The 19537-nt window shown below is 73.2% G+C and carries 18 protein-coding genes; 9 read left to right on the forward strand and 9 right to left on the reverse strand.

Annotated features, from left to right (window positions below; translation table 11 throughout):
- Positions 1-123: 123 nt before the first annotated feature.
- Positions 124-1374: an FUSC family protein gene (locus D7318_RS25865; protein ID WP_120699629.1), complete on the reverse strand. Its 1251-nt coding sequence runs from the start codon at positions 1372-1374 to the stop codon at positions 124-126.
- 71 nt (positions 1375-1445) lie between these two features.
- Positions 1446-1727 carry a hypothetical protein gene (locus D7318_RS25870; protein ID WP_120699630.1) on the reverse strand — a complete coding sequence of 94 codons (282 nt, stop codon included), beginning with the start codon at positions 1725-1727 and terminating at the stop codon, positions 1446-1448.
- 98 nt (positions 1728-1825) lie between these two features.
- Between D7318_RS25870 and D7318_RS25875 the strand changes: the two genes are divergently transcribed.
- Complete coding sequence (locus D7318_RS25875; protein WP_120699631.1) at positions 1826-2557, forward strand: DUF7873 family protein; 732 nt, start codon at positions 1826-1828, stop codon at positions 2555-2557.
- 374 nt (positions 2558-2931) lie between these two features.
- Here the strand turns inward: D7318_RS25875 and D7318_RS25880 are convergent, their stop codons facing one another.
- A complete protein-coding gene (locus tag D7318_RS25880) occupies positions 2932-3366 on the reverse strand; it encodes an excalibur calcium-binding domain-containing protein (protein ID WP_120699632.1) in 435 nt (144 codons plus the stop codon).
- A gap of 134 nt (positions 3367-3500) precedes the next feature.
- Here D7318_RS25880 and D7318_RS25885 point away from each other — a divergent pair, with 134 nt between their 5' ends.
- A complete protein-coding gene (locus tag D7318_RS25885) occupies positions 3501-4139 on the forward strand; it encodes a nucleoside/nucleotide kinase family protein (protein WP_120699633.1) in 639 nt (212 codons plus the stop codon).
- A 112-nt stretch (positions 4140-4251) separates the two neighbouring features.
- Positions 4252-4692: a DUF6224 family protein gene (locus D7318_RS33040; RefSeq protein WP_183091612.1), complete on the forward strand. Its 441-nt coding sequence runs from the start codon at positions 4252-4254 to the stop codon at positions 4690-4692.
- Positions 4693-4707: 15 nt separating this feature from the next.
- Here the strand turns inward: D7318_RS33040 and D7318_RS25895 are convergent, their stop codons facing one another.
- Both D7318_RS25895 and D7318_RS25900 read right to left on the reverse strand, forming a co-directional pair.
- Entirely contained in the window at positions 4708-5700 is a 993-nt protein-coding gene (locus tag D7318_RS25895) for a zinc-binding alcohol dehydrogenase family protein (protein ID WP_183091614.1), read from the reverse strand.
- Positions 5701-5750: 50 nt separating this feature from the next.
- Positions 5751-7181, reverse strand: a complete 1431-nt coding sequence (locus D7318_RS25900) for a WGR domain-containing protein (protein WP_120699635.1) — start codon at positions 7179-7181, stop codon at positions 5751-5753.
- A gap of 133 nt (positions 7182-7314) precedes the next feature.
- Between D7318_RS25900 and D7318_RS25905 the strand changes: the two genes are divergently transcribed.
- From D7318_RS25905 to D7318_RS25920, 4 genes are all read left to right on the forward strand, one after another.
- Positions 7315-7764: a type II toxin-antitoxin system PemK/MazF family toxin gene (locus D7318_RS25905; RefSeq protein WP_120699636.1), complete on the forward strand. Its 450-nt coding sequence runs from the start codon at positions 7315-7317 to the stop codon at positions 7762-7764.
- 7 nt (positions 7765-7771) lie between these two features.
- Positions 7772-9223, forward strand: a complete 1452-nt coding sequence (locus D7318_RS25910) for a 3'-5' exonuclease (RefSeq protein ID WP_120699637.1) — start codon at positions 7772-7774, stop codon at positions 9221-9223.
- 159 nt (positions 9224-9382) lie between these two features.
- Positions 9383-10105, forward strand: a complete 723-nt coding sequence (locus tag D7318_RS25915; protein ID WP_183091613.1) for a PIG-L deacetylase family protein — start codon at positions 9383-9385, stop codon at positions 10103-10105.
- A 446-nt stretch (positions 10106-10551) separates the two neighbouring features.
- Positions 10552-11154, forward strand: a complete 603-nt coding sequence (locus D7318_RS25920; RefSeq protein WP_230424079.1) for a M23 family metallopeptidase — start codon at positions 10552-10554, stop codon at positions 11152-11154.
- 17 nt (positions 11155-11171) lie between these two features.
- Here the strand turns inward: D7318_RS25920 and D7318_RS25925 are convergent, their stop codons facing one another.
- The 3 genes from D7318_RS25925 to D7318_RS25935 all read right to left on the reverse strand — a co-directional run bounded on the left by D7318_RS25925 (position 11172) and on the right by D7318_RS25935 (position 13257).
- A complete protein-coding gene (locus tag D7318_RS25925; protein ID WP_120699639.1) occupies positions 11172-11651 on the reverse strand; it encodes a hypothetical protein in 480 nt (159 codons plus the stop codon).
- Between the two features lie 76 nt (positions 11652-11727).
- Positions 11728-12270 (reverse strand): methylated-DNA--[protein]-cysteine S-methyltransferase, encoded by a 543-nt coding sequence (locus D7318_RS25930; RefSeq protein ID WP_120699640.1) that lies wholly within the window; start codon positions 12268-12270, stop codon positions 11728-11730.
- An 87-nt stretch (positions 12271-12357) separates the two neighbouring features.
- Entirely contained in the window at positions 12358-13257 is a 900-nt protein-coding gene (locus D7318_RS25935; protein ID WP_120699641.1) for a glycerophosphodiester phosphodiesterase, read from the reverse strand.
- A 152-nt stretch (positions 13258-13409) separates the two neighbouring features.
- Between D7318_RS25935 and uvrB the strand changes: the two genes are divergently transcribed.
- Together uvrB and D7318_RS25945 are read left to right on the forward strand one after the other, a co-directional pair.
- Entirely contained in the window at positions 13410-15515 is a 2106-nt protein-coding gene (gene uvrB, locus D7318_RS25940; RefSeq protein WP_120699642.1) for an excinuclease ABC subunit UvrB, read from the forward strand.
- Positions 15516-15584: 69 nt separating this feature from the next.
- Positions 15585-16172, forward strand: coding sequence for a TerD family protein (locus D7318_RS25945; RefSeq protein WP_120699643.1), 588 nt, complete (start codon positions 15585-15587; stop codon positions 16170-16172).
- Positions 16173-16190: 18 nt separating this feature from the next.
- Here the strand turns inward: D7318_RS25945 and D7318_RS25950 are convergent, their stop codons facing one another.
- Entirely contained in the window at positions 16191-19475 is a 3285-nt protein-coding gene (locus D7318_RS25950) for a phosphodiester glycosidase family protein (RefSeq protein ID WP_120699703.1), read from the reverse strand.
- Between the last annotated feature and the right edge of the window lie 62 nt (positions 19476-19537).

Genomic DNA, 19537 nt, shown 5'->3' on the forward strand with positions numbered 1-19537 from the left:
GCGCCAGCCTGAGCCTCTACCAGGTCATCCGCGAGTTGCAGACGCTCCTCGCGGTCTGGACCGGCGCCTGCCCCACCTGTCACCGTGACATACCCACACCCATACCAACCTGACCAAGCACTACTAGCGTCGGCGCGGGGCCGAGCTCCTGATGGCGCGTCTGCTCCTGCGGGCCACCCGCAGCGGGTAGCCGGCGATCCGGCGCAGGCGCGGGAAGCGCTGGCGCTGCTGGCTCGCGGCGCGGTCCAGCTCCTCGGCCAGGTGCATCGACCGCTTGTCGATGTCCAACTCATCGAGCATCCGGTCCACTTCGGCCAGCAGGGAGCCATGGAGCTGCCACTGCTGTGGGTGTTCCTGGACGCGTTCGAGGAGCAGCCGCGCGACGTGTTCGCGGCTGACGCGGGCGGCGTCGAGCTCGACGGCCAGGAACGCCTCGGCCTCGTCGGCCGCCGTGCTGACCTGGCTGGTGATCAGGGTCGCGAAGCTGTCGACGGCGCCCGCGAGGTTGGCGAGCAGCTCCTGGAGGGCGGGGGCCACCTCGGGCGGGAACAGCGGCTCGTCGGCGCGGCGGGCGGCGAGGTCGCGCATCGTCTGGGTGAGGGTGCGCAGGATGACCGCGCACACCTCGAGGGTGTCGAGCCCGGTGCGCAGCACGATGCGGGTGACCAGGGGTTCCTTGACCCTGGGGTTGAAGCGCAGACTCTCCTCCGCCTGGCTGATGGAGGCGTCCACCTGGGCGATGTCCTGGTCGAGGCGCCGGGCCTCGTTGAGCTTGGCGGAGACCCGCTGGACGGGGCTGCGGCCCTGCTCGGCCTCCTCGCTGAGCCTGCGCAGCAGCTCGCGCATGCGCCGCGCCTGCTCCTCGATGTCCTCGCCCGCGGAGCCGACCCAGAGGGGCGGCACGAAGATGATGTTGAACAGCAGCCCGACGACGGCGCCGATCACCGTTTCCACGACGCGGTCGAGCGCGGTGGCGGTCACCTGGGCGACGCCCAGGACGAGCATCGCGCTGATCGCCACCTCGGGGACGAACTCGCTCACCCGCACCAGGTGACCGATCGAGAGCGACGTCAGGATCAGCAGGGCGAGGCTCCACCAGCTGAGGCCGACCAGGGCGCTGAACGCGGTGGCGATGAGGACGCCCGCGATCACGGAGTTCACGCGGCGGATGCCGGTGGTGATCGTGGCGAAGAGGGTGACCTGGACGACCAGGAGCGCGGTCAGGGGCGCGAGCAGGGGCGCCTCGACGTCGGTCACCCAGAGGGCGACGATGTAGGAGATGGTCGCGGCGGCCGTCGAGCGGAGCGTCTGGATCACCACGGGCTCGTTGCTCCGTTTGACCAGATCGGCAAGCTGCTCGGGTACCTCCCGCATGCGCGGCCCCTTTCACTCCGGTCGCACGCCACGACCCCGGCTCGTGAAAAAGATGTCACTCCGCGCCGCGATCACCGGTGAACCGCGCCCGCGTCGCGCGTCCATGGCCACTCCCGCGGCCTCCTGATCGTGTCCATGCCCATCGCCATGAGCGTGAGCATCTCGCTCTGCACCTCGGGCGTGAACAGCTCCTGCTCCTGCGCGGTGAGCGAGAGGCCGGGCGCGAGCGCCGACCCCGCGCCCCGGCAGACGGTGAACGCCCGCATTAACACGATGAACTGATCCGGCGCCAACCTGCTTCGCAGCGCCTCCACATACAGCTCCAGCTGTGCCCGACCCGTGTCTGTGTCCATGGGCTCTATCGTGCGGCGCGCGGGGCGCGGTGGGAAGGTCGCCTCGGGTGCGCCGAATTGGGTCGCCGTACGGGTGTGCGGGGGACTACGGTGCTCATGTGGCGAAGCTCAATCAGATCATCGCGGTGGAGAAGGGCGTCAAGTCCAAGGTGCAGCAGGACCTGGCGGGGGTGCATCACGGGCTGACGAAGCCCGCGCTGCTGGCCGGGATCTCGCGGACGTACCAGCCGAAGGACGAGGAGGGCGAGCAGCTGCCGCCCGAGTCCACGCGCGTGCAGGTCAAGGCGGAGGACGTGCTCCGCGAGTCCGCGAAGACGCTCACCCGGCTGTTCGACGTGACCGCCACCAAGGACTGGGCGAACCGGACGGCGAGCGCCGATGTGACCGTGGACGGGCAGCCGTTGCTGCGCGATGTGCCGGTGGCGTATCTGCTGTTCCTGGAGAAGCAGTTGGGCGAGCTCGGCGCGTTCCTGCGGAAGCTGCCGGTGCTCGACGCCGCGGAGTCCTGGACGCTCGACGGCTCGACGGACTGGTGGAGGACGGACGTCGTGCGCACGGTCAGGACCAAGAAGGTCCCGCGCAACCATGTGAAGGCGGAGGCGACCGAGAAGCACCCGGCGCAGGTCGAGGTGTACTACGAGGACATCCCCGTCGGGTACTGGACGACCGTCAAGTTCTCCGGCGCGCTGCCCGCCCGCCGGGTGAACGAGCTGCTGGAGCGGATCGAGAAGCTTCAGCAGGCGGTGAAGTTCGCCCGGGAGGAGGCCAACGGCATGGAGGTCACCGACCAGCGGGTGGGCGACGCCATATTCGGCTATCTGTTCAGCTGACGCGTCCGACGGCGAGCGGATAGTCTTTCCATCTCCCCGGCGGCCGCGTTCGGCGCGTGCGGCCGGGGTGCGCCTGAGGAGCGCAAGCTGACGCTGAAGCTTGTCATGAGGACATCAATCTCAGACTCTCGCTCCAGACTCAGCATCCCGTCCATCGCCCGGGCGACCGGACGCGGGCAGAAGCGTCGAGATTGCCGGTTCGAATCCGGCCCGCCGCGCCACACGCGGCGGTGGCTCAAAGGCAGAGCACGCGCTGGGCACTGACCCGCCTCATGAACAGCCGGGGCGTGCCACGGACGGATCCACAGGGGCCCGGGGTTTGGCTAGACCCCGGGTCCCACCTCATGTCTCATCTCATGCCGTGGCCCGCGCGGCTACTCGCAGCCGACGCCGTCCCCGTCCCGGTCCAGATGGCGGCCATAGCCGGGGTCGCCCGCGTACACGGGCGCGGCACCGGCGTCGCGCGCCGCGTCGCAGTTCTCGTAGTACACGCTCGAAGGCGCCTCGGGCTCCTCGTCCCCGCCCCCCGACCCGTTGTCGTCGGCGACCGGCGGCGCGGTCACGGTGGCCGTGGCGGTGACCGTCTCGGTGGTGGTGACCGTGGGCGCGGGCTCGGGGTCGGGCCGCGGCTCCGGCTCGGCGGTGGCCGTGACGGTGGCGGTCACGGTGGCCGTGGGTATCGGCTCCGCGGCGCTCTCCTCGGCCGCGCCCTCCCCCGAGGCGCCGATCCCGATCCCCAGGAACCCCGCGACGAGCAGCGCGGGAATGACGAAGCGCTTGCGGCCCCAGCGCGGCGTATGTGCGTTCATCGTGTCGTCCTCCCCTTGGTGAGGGAGTAAGTGTGATGGATTGGTGGGGCAGTTCGTCAGATTTTCGGGAAACTGATGCGCCGGGGGCGGGTGGGGCGTGCCGAGGCGCCCGGTGAGGGCGGGAGGATGGGGGGATGCGGATGGAGGCGATCAGCTGGGAGCGGCTCACCGGGGAGCTGGTGGACCGGGTGGCGGGGATGACCGGGGAGTGGGCGCGCGTGGTGATCGACGGTGCGCCCGTCGCCGGGGGCGCGGCGCTGGCCGACGGCATGGCGCGGGAGCTGCGGCTGCGCGGGCGCGAGGCGCTTGTGGTGGCGGCCGCGGGCTTTCTGCGGGCGGCGTCGCTGCGGTACGAGTACGGCAAGCGGGACGCCGACGCCCATCTCGACCTGTGGCTCGACGAACGGGCGCTGTGGCGCGAGGTGTTCACGCCGTTGGACCCCGGCGGCAGCGGCCGGGTGCTGCCCGACCTGTGGGACCCCGAGCGGGACCGGGCCACCCGCAGCCCCTATGTCGAGCTGCCGCCCGGCGGCGTTCTCCTGCTGCACGGTACGTTCCTGCTGGGGCGTTGGTTCCCGGCGGACCTGTCCGTGCATCTGAGCCTGTCGCCCGGCGCGCTCGGGCGGCGTACCCCCGAGGACGAACGCTGGACGCTGCCCGCCTTCGCACGGTACGAGCGCGAGACCGCCCCCGCGGAGCGCGCGGACGTCGTCGTGCGCGCCGACGACCCGAAGCGGCCCGCCTGGGCGCCGGGCCCCGACGCCCCTTCCTGACCGAATCCTCATGCGACGGGGGGCGTTGGGTGACGAACGGCTGCCGCACGGCGACGAACCTGCAACACTGGGTGTCCGCACGATCGGCGGACAGTGACAGGGGCGGTGGCTGGTGGACGAGTCGGGAAAGCCGTACACCACGGACGAGGTGCTGCACGCGGTGGCGTTGATCCAGGCGCACCTCGCGGAGGACGAGGAGGCGGTGCAGGCCCTCCAGGACGAGACGGAGGAGAGCGCCCGCCAGTGCGCGCGGTCGATGTTCGCGCTGGCCCATGTCATCGTCTTCGGGCAGATCATCCCCGAGATGTGGGTGATCAAGCAGAATCTCGACTTCGGCCACACCAGCCGGGTGCCCGAGCTGAACCTCGCGATCCACGTGCTCAAGCGCATGGAGGAGCGCATCGGCCTCGCCCATGTGCACCCGGTGGTGGGCGCGCTGTCAGCGGGCGACGTGATGGACCTGATCATCCAGTGCACCGGCACGCGGATGGAGGACGTGCCGAGCTTCCTCGACACGGTGCGCGAACGGGCGCTGCGCACCGCCCAGTTCTGAAGGCGGCGAGGGCCCTCAGGCGCCGGGCATCGTCAGCACGGCCGCCCCCGTGACGCGGTCGGCCGCGAGGTCGTCGAGTGCGGCGTCCGCGCGGTCGAACGGATACGGCATCACCGTCGTCCGCACCCCGTACCGCGCCGCAGCGGCCAGGAACTCCCGCCCGTCCTCCCGGGTGTTGGCCGTCACGCTGCGCACCGTGCGCTCCCGGAAGAGGTGCCGCTCGTAGTCGAGCGCCGGGATCTCCGAGAGGTAGATGCCCGCGATGCTCAGCGTGCCGCCCGCGTCCAGCGCCTCGAGGGCCACCGGCACCAGGTCGCCCACCGGCGCGAACAGGATCGCCGCGTCCAGCGGCTCGGGCGGGCGGGCCGCCGCGTCCCCCGCCGAGGCCGCGCCGAGGTCAAGGGCGAGGCGCCGCGCCTCCCGCGAGCGCGTCAGCACGTGAACGCTGGCGCCCCGGCCGATCGCCACCTGCGCCGTGAGGTGCGCGGAGCCGCCGAACCCGTAGACGCCGAGCCGACCGCCCTCGGGCAGGTCGGCCCGCCGCAGCGCCCGGTACCCGATGATCCCGGCGCACAGCAGCGGCGCCAGCTCCTCGTCGGTGAACCCGTCGGGCAGCTCGTAGGCGTAGTCCGCGGGGACGGTGACGTACTCGGCGTAGCCGCCGTCCGCGTCCCAGCCGGTGTAGCGGGAGTGCGGGCAGAGGTTCTCCTGGCCGCGCGCGCAGAAGCGGCAGCGCCCGCACGTGTGCCGCAGCCAGGGAACGCCGACCCGGTCGCCCACCGCGTGCGCAGACGCCGCCGGGCCCGCCGCCACCACCTCGCCGACCACCTCGTGCCCCGGCACCACGCGGCTGCGGTGCGGCGGCAGGTCGCCGTCCCGCACATGCAGGTCCGTGCGGCACACGCCACACGTCCTGACGCGCACCAGCAGCTCGTCGTCCGCGGGCCGCGGCACCGGCAGCGTCACCGCCTCGAGCCGTCCCGGGGAGGGCACGACCCAGGCCCGCATCGTCTCCGTCGCCATGGGGTCACCGTAGCGTCGCGGGGACCGGCGGGGCGTCAGGCCAGGCGCCGTATCTCGCCACGCACCCGGTAGAACCCGCCCGATGACGCGTGCAACTCGTCCACCACGTAACGCGCCCCTGGCTGGCGGATGTGCCGGGGGAACTGGACGTTCCACTCGGGGCGGTACCCGGAGGTGATCACGCGCATCCGCAGCCGCGCGCCCTCCTGCACGCACTCCACGACCACCCCGCCGCTCGGCGCCGCCGCGACCGTCTCGACCGCCGCGCCCGGGGCGTATGTCGGCAGCGCCGCCGCCGACTTGATGTCCACGGCCTCGGGCACCGTCCCGGCCTTGGCCGCCTCGATCGCCGCGTCGCTCGCGTCCACGCAGGCCAGCGAGCCGTCGGTGGTCACCACGAAGAGCTGCTCGTCCAGATACTGCATCGACAGGGCCGAGCCCGCGCCCGTGCCCAGCTTCCACAGCCGGGTGCCGTCCTGCGCGAAGCAGTAGATCGAGGAGGCGTAGTCCCCCGCGAACACGTACCTGCCGTCGGGCGCCGCCGCGCACGAGTACACCACCGAGTCGCAGGCGTACGTCGCCTCGATCCGCCCGGTCGCCTTCGAAAGGCGCTGCACCACCTTCCTGTTGGTGCCCGCGTACACCGCGTCGGCCTCCTGCCAGCCGAACAGCACCGAGCCGGTGGTCGGCGTGTGCCACAGCTCGCCGCTGCTGTCGGGGTAATACGCCGTCACGCCCCTGCTGTGCCCGTGGTACACCGCCGCGTCGTCCCGTCGCACCATCCAGGCGTGGTCGCCCCTGCCGCCGCGCGACCACTTCAGCTCGTCCTCGTGGTCGATGACGGTGAGCCCGCCCTGCCGGTCGGAGACGTGCAGCACGCCCTCGTGGATGTCGAGCCAGAAGATGTCCACGTCGTCCGCGATGTCGTACGCGGCGAACGGCAGCTTGGACGACAGGTCGTACACCGTGCCGTCGTCGCACCCCGCGTAGATCCAGAAGTCGTCCGCCACCAGGCACTTGACCCCGTCGGGCAGCGAGTACCTGGCCAGCACCTCGCCGTCGTGCGCCAGCGTGTAGACGTCGCCGCTCTGATTGCCCACCCAGCAGCGGTCGCGGTCGATGTGGATGCCGAACGCCGCCGTGCCCGTGCGGAACCGCCACAGCACCGGCGCCACCGCCCGCGCCGTCGAGGGCGCCGAGACCACCTGACGGCGCGTCACCGAGCGGGCCTGGCGGTGGCCGGGCACCGCCAGCGCGTACCCCTTGCGGACCTTCTCGTCTATCTTCCGGTTCGCCGCCGCCCGCGCCTTGGCCACCGTCGCGAACGACGTCGTCTTCGACTGCCCCGCGGCGCCGATCCGCCCGTAACGGACCGTCACCGCCGCCCCGTGCACCGAGACCTCGTAGAACTTGTGCGCGCCGCCGCCCTCTTCGGAGAGCTCCAGATACGTCGTGGCCTCGGGCACGGCAGACTCCTTCCCCCCTGACCCTGATGGCCCGGGATCACCTGCTCCGAACGTTAGGCCCCGGCACTGACAGCGACCGTCGGAGGGCCCGCTCCAGGACCGTCTGTCAGTGGCCGGGGATAGCGTGTGCGGCATGGATCGCATCAGGACAGAACAGATACCCGGGCGCACGGGCCCGGCGGCCACCGTCGAGGTCGAGCCGCGCGAAGTCGGTTCCGTGCGCACGCAGTACGCCCCCGAGCCCGACGGCGATCCCGACCCCGGCGAGGTCGTGTGGACCTGGGTCCCCTACGAGGAGAACGACGGCCGCGGCAAGGACCGTCCCGTGCTCGTGGTCGCGCGCGAGGACGGCCGTGACTCGTTGCTCGCCGTCCAGCTCACCAGCCGCGACCGGGACGGCGACGCCGAGTGGATGCCGCTCGGTTCGGGCCCGTGGGACCGCTCGGGGCGCGACTCCTGGGTGCACCTCGACCGCGTGCTGCGCGTGCACCCCCTGGGCATGCGGCGCGAGGCGTGCGCCCTGGACCGCGCCCGGTTCAACCGGGTGGTGCACGCCCTCCAGCTGCGGCACGGCTGGCGCTGAGGCCCCGATGACGGCCGACATCCTCCCCGGGCCGCCCGCGCCGCTCGGGGACCGCTTCGTGGTGCTCGACTGCGAGACGACCGGGTTCAGCCCCGAGCGCGGCGACCGCATGGTCTCCCTCGCCCTGGTGACCGTCGAGCGGGGGCGGATCACCGACCGCTGGACGAGCCTGGTCGACCCGGGCCGCGACACGGGCCCCGTCGAGATACACGGCATCACCAACGCGCAGGCCGCCGCCGCTCCGCGCTTCGCCGACCTCGTCCCCGAGATCGTCGCGCGGCTCGACGGCGCGGTGCTCGTGGCGCACAACGCCGGGTTCGACCTGGCGTTCCTCGCGATGGAGCTGGAGCGCGCGGGCACCGGCGGCCTCCCGGACACCGCCCTCGACACCCTGGCCCTGGCCCGGCGCTTCCTGCCCGAGCTGGAGAACCACCGACTGACCACGTGCGTCGCCGCGTTGGGCATCCCGCACCGCGCCCACCGCGCGGACTCCGACGCCGAGGTCACCGCCGCGCTCCTCACCGAGCTGCTGCGCCGCGCCGCCGCGGCCGGTCATACGGGCCTGGCCGGGCTGAGCGCACCGTCCGCCGTGCTGCTCCGCGAGGGGCGGCGCAGGCGGATGCGCTGCGACGCCGAGACCGAGGGCATCGGCGACGAGCACCGCGCCGGGCACCTGACCATCGCCCGCTGGGAGGGCGGCGCCGACGGCTGGCGGCGGGCGCTCGCGGCGCTCGAGGCCGACGGCTGCCCCGAGGCGGGGCGCCTGTGGGGGTGGCTGGGCGGCATGCTGTGCGAGGAGACCTCGGTGTTCGGCCCGGCGCGGCCTCAGCTCGCCCATGACGCGCTGCGCACCGGCCTGTGGCTCCAGCTCGCGGCGCCCGACGAGGCGCACCGCGAGGACATCGCGCGGATCGTGGCCCAGCTGGCCGCCCTCGACCGGGGTGCCCGCGCCCCCGCCCACCTGCTGGCCCTGTTCCCCGCGTCCGCCGCCGCCATCGCCGCGCTGCCCGGCTGCGGGAGCTGCTGGTCGTGCGAGGCGATCGGGCTGTGCGACACCGGGAGCGCAGGGTCCGCGCTCGTCTCGCACTACGGCCCCGCCACCGCCCACCCCGACGAGCTGGCCGCGCGGCTTCCGCTGCTGGCCGCGGCCGGGGACCTGGCGGCCCTGGGCCGCGGCGCCCGCTACGCCGGGCAGGCGTGGGAGCGGCTCGACCGGATCGGCGAGGCCGTGCGGCTGTGGCAGTGGGCGCTGGACCGCGGGGCGCGCGACCCCGCCCTGTTCAACCGGCTGTCCCAGCACCACGAGCGCGAGTTCGGCGACCACGCGACCGCCCTCGCGCTGTGTGAACGGGCCCTCGCGGTGCGCCGCGAGGACTCCACGGCCGCGTCCCCGAGCTGGGACGCGCTGGCCAGGCGCGCCGAACGGTGCCGCCGTCGGCTGACGGAAGCGGCGGCGTGACGGGTCAGCGGCGTGCCCGACCCTAGGATGTGCGGGCGGCGGGGCACGGGACCGTTCCGCCGCGGACGGTGAGGGCCCGGGCGGCGACGTCGGGGCGGCCCGGGCGGTGGCGCCGGGGCGGTGACGAAGGAGGCGGCGGTGAGCGGAGCCCTGGAGCCCATGCCCGAGGACTGGGGGCGGGCCCTGGCCATCGTGGCCCACCCCGACGACCTGGAGTACGGCGCCGCCGCGGCCGTCGCCGAGTGGACCGACGCGGGGCGTGACATCGCGTATCTCCTGGTGACGCGGGGCGAGGCGGGCATCGACACCCTGCCGCCCGAGGAGAGCGCCCGGGTCAGGGAGGGCGAGCAGATCGCCGGCGCGGCGGTCGTCGGCGTGGACTCCGTCACCTTCCTCGGCCACCGCGACGGGGTCATCGAGGAGGGGCCCGCGCTGCGCCGCGACCTGACCGCCGCCATCAGGGCCCACAGGCCCGAGCTGCTGATCACCATCAACCACCACGAGACGTGGGACCGGGACAGCCGCGACTGGAACACCCCCGACCACCGCGTCGTGGGCCGGGCCGTGCTCGACGCCGCAGGCGACGCCGGGAACCGCTGGATCTTCCCCGAGCAGCTGAGCGCGGACGGCGCCGAGCCCTGGGGCGGGGTGCGCTGGGTGGCCGTGGCGGGATCGCCCCTGCCGACGCACGCCAGGGCCGTGGGGGAGCGCTCGCTGCGGCGGGCCGTCGCCTCCCTCGCCGAGCACCGGGCCTATATCTCGGCCCTGAGCGATCTGGAGCCGCTCGCCTACGCCCAGGAGCTGAACGCCATGGTGACCGAGGCGGCGGCGCCCCGGTTCGGCGGCCGCCCCTGCGTGCCCTTCGAGCTCTTCCCTCGCTGAGGACGGCCGTTCCCGCCCCCGATCAAGGCCCGGACCAACGCTGGGAAAGTGCCGGGAAGGCGTCCGGAGAGCGTCGGGAAAGTGACGCTCGCCACAGGCATTTCCGGGCCTACGACGCCGATTAGTAGCGGCGAATGACAAAGGTCCGGGACTTTGGTCCCGAGCCGGTCGGGTATTTCGGGGGGAATGGCTCACGACCTCGGTGAAACGCCGCTTTCCCTGAACGGCACCGCTGGTCGCGCGGGCCGCGGGTGGGGGAGTCGCCCCCGGGAAACGCCGGGGAAACGCCGTGTCCCGCGCCCGTCGCGCCGCTGTATTCCGCGATGTCCCACTACGGGGTCGCCTCGTAGTGGCGGTGCTTGTGGTCCCCCCGAGCCGCCGTTTATCCATGGGGTTGTCCGGCCCGATCGGCTGGAATTTCCCCAAGCGCAGAGGTGGACCACCCCATGCCGAACAGCACCATGATCGACCGCGCCAAGAAGACCCTGAAGACCCGTACCGCCGCCATCGTCGCGGCCGGCGCGTGCGCCTCGGTGGCCGTGACGGGCGCGGCGGTGGCGGGCGGCCAGGGCGGCCAGGGCGCCGACGCCGACCGTGCCACTCAGACCGTCGCCGCCAAGAAGGACAAGGACTGGGTCAACCCCATATCCGACGACTACGAGCTGACCGGCACCTATGGCAACACCGGTGAGCGCTGGGCCTCGACCCACAGCGGCCAGGACTTCGCCGTGCCGACCGGTACCGACGTCCACGCCGTCGGCGACGGCACCGTGGTCAAGGCGGGCGGCAACGGAGCCGGTGACGGCCCCGCGTACGGCAACGCCGTGGTGATCAAGCACGCCGACGGCACGTACTCGCAGTACGCCCACCTGTCCAAGATCGAGGTCGAGACCGGCGAGCAGGTCGAGACCGGCGAGGACATCGCCGACTCCGGCAACACCGGTAACAGCAGTGGCCCGCACCTCCACTTCGAGATCAGGACCACGCCGGACTACGGCTCGGCCGTCGACCCGGTGAAGTTCCTGAAGGACCACGACGTGGACGTGTGATCCGGACCGAACCGGACTCAGCCGGCCAGCGCGGCGGCCCGCTGCCTGCGGCACTCGCGGGACAGCACCGGATAGGCCGCCGCTATGGCCGCGAAGACCCGCTCGGTGAGCAGTCGGGAGCCCTCGGCCCGGCTGCGCCCCGGCGGCAGCGCCTCGACCAGCAGGCTGTGGGGCGCGAGCACATCACGTAAATACTCGACCTGCCAGCGGGCCAGCTCCGCGGGGACGGCCGACTCGGCGCTGACCGCGCTCGGCCGGTGTCCCCACGAGAGCGCGGCCCGCTTCGCGTCGCGCAGATTCCGGTGGCGCACCGCGAGCGCGCGCAGCTCGGCGGGCGAGAGCGCGGGCAGCTCGAGGGAGGCGCTGCGGATGGCGTCAAGGCCCCGCTCGCGCCGCCGCAGCCGCGCCCTGCGCAGCGACTCGGCCCGCCTCCTGCGCAGCACGCGGGCCGCGGCGAGCCCGGGCCGCCGCTCCTCGCGCCGAACCCCCCGAACCATCCACGCCCTCCCACGCTCCCGGTGCACAGCCACTCACCAGGAGTGATGCCCTGCCGGGCCGGGGGACATGCGCCGCTCAGAACAGCGCGGGGGGCAGCACCCCCTCGAGCTCCAGCAGCCGCCGCTTCGTCTCGAGACCGCCGCCGAAGCCGCCTATGCCCCCGTCGGCCGCCACCACCCGGTGGCACGGCACGACCACGGGCAGGGGATTGGCGCCCATCGCGGCCCCGACGGCGCGCGCCGCGTCCCGGTCCCCGACCCGGTCGGCCAGCTCCCCGTACCCCACGACGTCGCCGAACGGCACCGACGCCGCCAGCTCCCGCAGGACCCGCTCGGTGAAGCCCGAGACCAGCGACCAGTCGAGCGGCGCGGTGAACCGGCGCAGCTCTCCCGCGAAATACGCGTCGAGCTCGGCGGACGCGGCCAGCAGCACCGGGTGGCGCTCCCCGGGATCCAGGCGCGCCCCCAGGGCCGCCCTCAGCCGCGCCAGGGACCGCCGCACCTCCCGCTCGTCCGCGTGGAAGCGCACGCTGACCAGGCCCTTCACCGTCGCCGCGAGCAGCAGCGGGCCGATCGGCGTCGCCCTGACGACCCATGCGCACTGTGTGTCACCGCTCATGCCCGCAGCCTAAGGCCGCCCACTGACAGCGGGACGCGGCCGGGCTCAGCCCCACAACCCGGCCCCCCGGTCCCCGGTCCTCGGCCCTCAGCCCTCGAGGGCCCGCGCGATCACGTCCGGGTAGTTGCTGATGATGCCGTCCACCCCGAGCTCCGCCACGGCCACGGCGGTGGGCCCGTCGTTCACCGTCCAGGCGTGCACCTCGACGGGCTCGCCCCGCGGGCCTTCCACGGCCTGGATCGCGGCCACGTAGGCGGCGCTCAGATCGGTGTACCGAGGGTTGATCTGGTCGCTGAAGGCCGCGAAATCGGCGATGTCCCCGACCTCGGGCGTGCCGAGGAAGCCGGTCTTCACCTCGGGTGCCAGCTCGTGCACCGTGCGCACCGACGCGGCGCCGAAGCTCTGCACCACCAGCCGCTCACCTGGGCGACGCTCGTCCAGCCAGCCGAGCGGCTCGAGCTCCGCAAGGACGTCGGCCTCGATGCCGGGGTAGAGCTCGGGGGACTTCAGCTCGAGGAGCAGCCGCTGGCCGTGCGTCTCCAGGCGGTCGGCGAAGTCGGCCAGCGTGGGCACCGGCTCCCCGGCGAACTCCTCGCCGAGCCAGCTGCCCGCGTCGAGGCGCGCGATCTCCGCCGCGGTGAAGTCGCCGACGTTCCACGGGGCGCGCTCGGGGAAGACCTCCTCCACGTCGGTCGTCCGCGCGAGCGTGGTGTCGTGCATCAGGACGAGCACGCCGTCCGCCGTGCGCTGCACATCCGTCTCGACCCACTCCGTGTCCGTCTCGGCGGCGGCGTCGACGGCGGCCAGGGTGTTCTCGGGGGCGTAGCCCGACGCCCCGCGGTGCGCGACCACGATCGGGCCTTCGGTGACGAGGGCCACGGGCAGCGCGTCCGCCGTCGTGGCCTGCGCGGTGGGGGCGATGCCGAAGGCGGCGAGGGTGACCGCGAGCAGCCACCCGGCCAGGCTGGCAGGGGAAGTGGACGGCATGGGGGGACTCCTTGTTCTCCGGTGAGCGGCCGCAGGCAGGCTGCCCGCGGCCGGGAACGCACCGGGAGGAGAACGGTGACCGCCAGTTGAACACGTGGCTACCGTCCGTCGGCGCGACGACGTTGTCAGTGGAGGGCCGTACGGTGGATGGCATGCGGCCCGTTTCAGACATCGAACGCACCACGGCGCCCTTCGAGGTCGTCAGCGAGTACCAGCCGAGCGGTGACCAGCCCTCCGCGATCGCGGAGCTGGAGAAGCGCGTCACGGGTGGGGAGAAGGACGTCGTGCTGCTCGGTGCGACCGGCACGGGCAAGTCGGCGACGACGGCCTGGATGATCGAGCGGCTGCAACGCCCCACCCTCGTCATCGCGCCCAACAAGACGCTGGCCGCCCAGCTGGCGAACGAGTTCAGGGAGCTCCTGCCGAACAACGCCGTCGAGTACTTCGTCTCGTACTACGACTACTACCAGCCCGAGGCGTACGTCCCGCAGACGGACACCTACATCGAGAAGGACTCCTCGATCAACGAGGAGGTGGAGCGGCTGCGCCACTCCGCGACGAATTCGCTGCTCACCCGGCGCGATGTGATCGTGGTCGCCTCCGTCTCGTGCATCTACGGCCTGGGCACGCCGCAGGAGTACGTGGACCGGATGGTGCCGCTCAGGATCGGGCAGGAGATCGACAGGGACGCCCTGCTGCGGCGCTTCGTCGACATCCAGTACACGCGCAACGACATGGCGTTCACCCGGGGCACCTTCCGGGTCAGGGGCGACACGATCGAGATCTTCCCGGTCTACGAGGAGTTGGCCGTCCGCATCGAGATGTTCGGCGACGAGATCGAGGCGCTCTCGACGCTGCACCCGCTCACCGGCGAGGTGATCTCGGACGACGACCACCTGTATGTGTTCCCGGCGTCGCACTACGTGGCGGGCCCCGAGCGCATGGAGCGGGCCATCTCAGGGATCGAGTCGGAGCTGGCCGAGCGGCTGGCCACGCTGGAGAAGCAGGGGAAGCTGCTCGAGGCGCAGCGGCTGCGGATGCGCACGACGTACGACATCGAGATGATGCGGCAGATCGGCACGTGCTCCGGCATCGAGAACTACTCGCTGCACATCGACGGCCGCGACACGGGCACCGCGCCGCACACCCTGCTCGACTACTTCCCCGACGACTTCCTGCTGGTCATCGACGAGTCGCACAACACCGTGCCCCAGATCGGCGCGATGTACGAGGGCGACGCCTCCCGTAAGCGCACCCTCGTCGAGCACGGCTTCCGGCTGCCCTCCGCCATGGACAACCGCCCGTTGAAGTGGGAGGAGTTCCTGGGGCGCGTCGGCCAGACCGTCTATCTCTCGGCCACCCCCGGCTCGTACGAGCTGTCCCGCGGCGACGGCGTCGTGGAGCAGATCATCCGCCCCACGGGCCTGATCGACCCCGAGGTCGTCGTCAAGCCGACCGAGGGCCAGATCGACGACCTGGTGCACGAGATCCGCGGGCGCGCCGAGAAGGACGAGCGCGTGCTGGTCACCACGCTCACCAAGAAGATGGCCGAGGACCTCACCGACTACTTCCTGGAGCTGGGCATCAGGGTCCGCTATCTGCACAGCGACGTGGACACCCTGCGCCGCGTGGAGCTGCTGCGCGAGCTGCGCTCGGGCGAGTTCGACGTGCTCGTCGGGATCAACCTCCTGCGGGAGGGCCTCGACCTGCCCGAGGTGTCGCTCGTGGCGATCCTGGACGCCGACAAGGAGGGCTTCCTGCGCTCCGGCACGTCGCTGATCCAGACGATCGGCCGCGCCGCGCGGAACGTCTCGGGCCAGGTGCACATGTACGCCGACCGCGTCACCCCGGCGATGGAGCGGGCCATCGAGGAGACGAACCGCCGCCGGGCCAAGCAGATCGCGTACAACGAGGAGCGCGGCATCGACCCGCAGCCGCTCCGCAAGAAGATCAACGACATCGTGGCCACGATCGCCCGCGAGGACATCGACACGCGGGAGCTGCTCGACACCGGGTACCGCAAGCCCGCCGAGGCGAGGAAGGGCAAGGCGCCGGTCCCGACCGTCGCCCCCGGCGGCGGGCGCAAGGAGCTGACCGACCGGCCCGCGGCCGAGCTGGCCGAGACGATCGAGCAGCTCACCGAGCGGATGCGGGCCGCGGCGGCGGAGCTCCAGTTCGAGATCGCGGCGCGGCTGCGCGACGAGGTGTCCGACCTGAAGAAGGAGCTGCGCCAGATGCGCGAGGTCGGGCTGCGGTAGGGCGGGGCCCTGGGCTTACCTTGGGTGGGTGAGGGTCGGCGCGGCGGGCGCGGCCCGAGGGGAGCGCACATGAGCGTCGAGCTGTCCCCGGGCGAGGAGATCGGCCTCGGCACGGTGGACGACGGCGGGCCGAGCGTCATCCGCATGGGCCTGGGCTGGCGGGCGCTGCGCCGCCCCCGTGGCTTCCTCGGCAGGATGTTCGACAGCCGTCCCGACATCGACCTCGACGCCTCGGCCGTGCTGTTCGCCGGGGAGCGCGCCGCGGACGTCGTCTACTTCAAGAAGCTGACGAGCGACGACGGTTCGGTCACCCACACCGGCGACAGCACGACCGGGGGCGCGGGCGAGGAGGACGACGAGTCGATCGAGGTCGACCTCCGCCGGGTCCCGCGGGAGATCGACCAGATCGTCTTCACCGTCAGCTCGTTCACGGGCCAGCGCTTCACGCGCGTGCGGGACGCGTTCTGCCGGGTGGTCGACGGGGCCACCGGCACGGAGCTGGCGCGTTTCACCCTGGCCGGGGGCGGGGCGTCGACCGCGCGGATCATGGCCAAGGTGCGGCGCGAGGGCGCCGGGTGGCGGATGACCGCCCTGGGCGCCCCCGCGTCGGGCCGTACGTTCCAGGATCTGCTCCCGGCGATCAGGCCGCACCTCTGACCCGGCCCCCCGGGGCGCTCAGCGGGTGACGAGCACCTCCACGCCGCGCCGCTCGCCCGCCACCGTGACCTCCAGGGTCACCGTGCCGGGCCGCAGCCCGGTGAGCAGGCCCGTCGCCGGGTCGAACGCCGCCACGTCGCGGGGCCGCGCCTCCTCGGGGTCGCCCACGTGCAGCGCCCCGGAGCCGTCCCAGTCGGCGCTCACCGGGAACGCCACCGGCACCTCGCGCGTCCCGCCCGGCACCTCCTGCGCCACCGTGGCCCCGGCCTCCGCGGTCCCGCCCACATCGAGCGTGCGCGGCGCGTCCAGCGTCAGCCCGTCCACATGCGGCCTGGTCTGCACCGACAGCCAGTCGGGCCGCGCCTCGTGGGGGTCGCGCCTGGCCCTGTCCTGCTCGGCCGCCCCGATCCGGTCCACGCCCACGAGCGCCCAGCCGGAGAAGCCGCCCTCGTCCGGCGGGGCGGCCGGGGCCTTGCCCGCGTTCCCGCCGATGAAGTAGGGCACCCCTTCCAGGTGGTAGGAGTCGAAGATCCCCACATGGGCGCCGAACCAGGCGGCGCCCTTGCCGGTCTCGCGCCTGAAGTCGGCCAGCCAGTCCTCGACCAGCGCGGCCTCGTGGCGGTCGGTCAGCTGGCTCGCGGGCTGCGCCGTGGTGTCCCGCGGCGGCACATGGGCCAGCACCACGACGGAGTCCACCGACCGGTCGTCCGCCGCGGCGTCCAACTGCGCGCGCAGCTCCTCGAACTGCTCGTAGCCGCCGCCCCTGATCGTCAGCGACGACGTGTCCAGCGTGACGAACCGGGTGCGCCGGTGGTCGAACGTCACACGGCTCTCGCCGAACTCCGCCTCGAACTCCTCGATGGAGCCGCCCATCACCTCATGGTTGCCCGGCACGTAGTACCAGGGCAGCGCGTCGCCCAGCTCCTCCTCGATCACCGCGCGGGCGAAGTCCAGGTCGGCGGGCGAGCCCTCGTCCACCCAGTCGCCGTTGATCACGACGAAGTCCGGGTCGGCGGCCCGCACCTCCCGCAGCGAACGCCTGGCCGCGGCCACCGTCTCGCTGTCCGGGTCGCGCGCCACGAACTGCGCGTCCGAGACCACCGCGAACCGCCAGTCGCGTTCCGCCGCCTCGGCGCCGGGGCCGATCAGCGGGTCGGCGTACGCGTCCGCGGGCGGCAGCTCCACCTCGGGCGGCGTCTGCGCGCGCAGCTCGTCGATCACGATGTCGCCCGTGTAGCTCTGCTCGGGCCGCGTCTCCGCCACGTAGAAGCGGTGCACCGACAGCGGATAGGCGATGCCCTCGGGCACGGTGAACGTGAGCTGCCGCCAGCCCTCCCAGTCGATGTGGTCGCCGCGCAGCACCTGTGCCGTGCCGCGCGCGTCCACCAGGTGCAGCGAGGGCCACGCGCCGCGCCCGTCGCCGTCGAGCCACAGCGTGAAGCTCTGCGGCTGGCCCGGCACCGGGATATCGGCCTCGGGGGTGGCGTAGGCGGCCCTGGTCGCGGTGGACAGGCCGAAGTCGTATGTCATGCGGAGCGCCGCGCCCTCCTGGCCCGCGGACTCGGGCAGCAGCTCGCCGTCGGCGCGGGCGTGGCTGAACTCCCAGGCGTCGGCGTCCTCGAAGTCGGCGACCGCGGTGTCGTCGAGCCCTATGGTGACGGCCACCTCGGTGGTCACGCCGTCCACCTCGACGCCGATCCGCCCCGAGACGGAGGGCGCGCCCGACGCGGCGCGCACCGTGAAGCCGCCCGCCTCGGGGGCGGGCTCGACGGTGAACAGCGAGGCGTCGTAGTCCAGTCGGGCGTCGGTGGGCTCGATGGGCGCGGAGTTCCCCGCGGCGTCCTGGCCGAGGAGCCCGAACGCGCCGGTGGCCCGCGCGTCGGCGAGCCCGACGCGTTGCGTGGTGGGCGCGAGGCGGTCCAACGGGCCGAGCACCGTCAGGTCGAGCGAGCCCTCGGCGCCCCGGCGCACCGCGGTGACCCGGGTGGTGCCGGGCCGCTCGGCGCGGAAGACGCCGTCGCCGGTGACGGTGCCGACGCGCCGCCGGTCGCTGAGCCACCGGGCGGGCGTGCCGTCGGCGGGGCCGTAGGTCTCGTCGTGTGCGGTGGCCGTCAACCGCCGGGTCAGCCCGGGGAAGACCCGGTCGGGGTGGCCGCCGGGCACGGCGCCCGCGGTCGGCGCCGCCGCGGGGTCGGCGGCCGTCCCGACGCGAAAGCCGGTGACGTCGCCGCTGCCCACGGGGGCGGTCAGGGCGAGGCCGTTGGGCACGGGGCGCTCGGCGCCGTCGGACGGTCTGTTGCGCACGGTCGGCGCGGCGGCGCCCGGGTCCCTGGCCAGCAGGGTGCTCGAGCCGCCGCCGTCCAGGTTGAGCGCGGACCAGGCGCCGAGGTCGGCCATCATCACGGCGAGCTCGGTGAGGGTGACGCCGCCGGAGTGCGCCTGCCGCCCGTCCACGGTCAGCACATGCATCTCCTGGCCGTCGCGGGAGAAGCCCACGGCGGTGCGGGGGGCGGTGGGGTTGTTGGGCAGGCCCTCCCAGTCCCGAGGCTCGCCGTCCTCGACGAGCACGCCGCGGCCGCCGACCGCGGTGGTCGGCAGCGGCGAGCCGTCGCCGGTGCGCGGCGCGTACTCCAGGTCGACGGCGTCGCCCTCGGCCAGTCCGGCGAGCGTGGCCGCCCCGGCGTCGCGGCCCAGGAGAACGGTGGCCTCCTCCGGTATCGGGTCATCGCCGGGCCCGTCGCCGACGGAGACGACCGCGCCGTCCTCCACCAGGACCTCGGTGACGCCGGTGGCCCCGCTCACCGGGAGCGAACGGTCGGCCTCGCCCCACTGCGGCGTGTAGACGCCGATGCCGTCGGCCGGGATGAGCGGGGCGTTGAACGTGTCGAGCGCGGCCTCGCCCGAGGGCAGCGTGAGCGTGCCGTCGAAGTAGAGCTCGAGGACGCGGCCCGCGCTCTCCGGGCCCATGCCGACCGCCTCGTGGGCGCCGTCCGTGGGCGACTGCGTCAGCTCGCCGTCGGAGATCCCGGCGCCCAGCGGGGCGCCGGTGGCGTTGATGTCGAAGAAGTCGGCGTTGATGGCCGCGACGGTGGTCCGGTCCTCGCCCGCGTCGTGCCCGGCCACCAGCTCGCTCACCGGGGCCGCGTCGGCGACCCGGCCAGGGGAGAGGTAGTCGACGCGCAGGTCGCTCGTCAGGTCGATGCTGAGCGCCTGGGCGCTGAGCCACTTGTCGGATTCGAGCCGCTGGAACGTCGTCAGCTCGGCGCCCGGCGCGATCGGTTGCTCGGTGCGCGACAGCTCCATGCCGTCGCGGTCGGCCACCCCGGCTGGGGCGGCCCAGCTGACCGCAGGTGCGGGTCCGGCCG

The sequence above is a fragment of the Streptomyces radicis genome, from assembly GCF_003626575.1.
GTDB lineage: Bacteria > Actinomycetota > Actinomycetes > Streptomycetales > Streptomycetaceae > Streptomyces > Streptomyces radicis.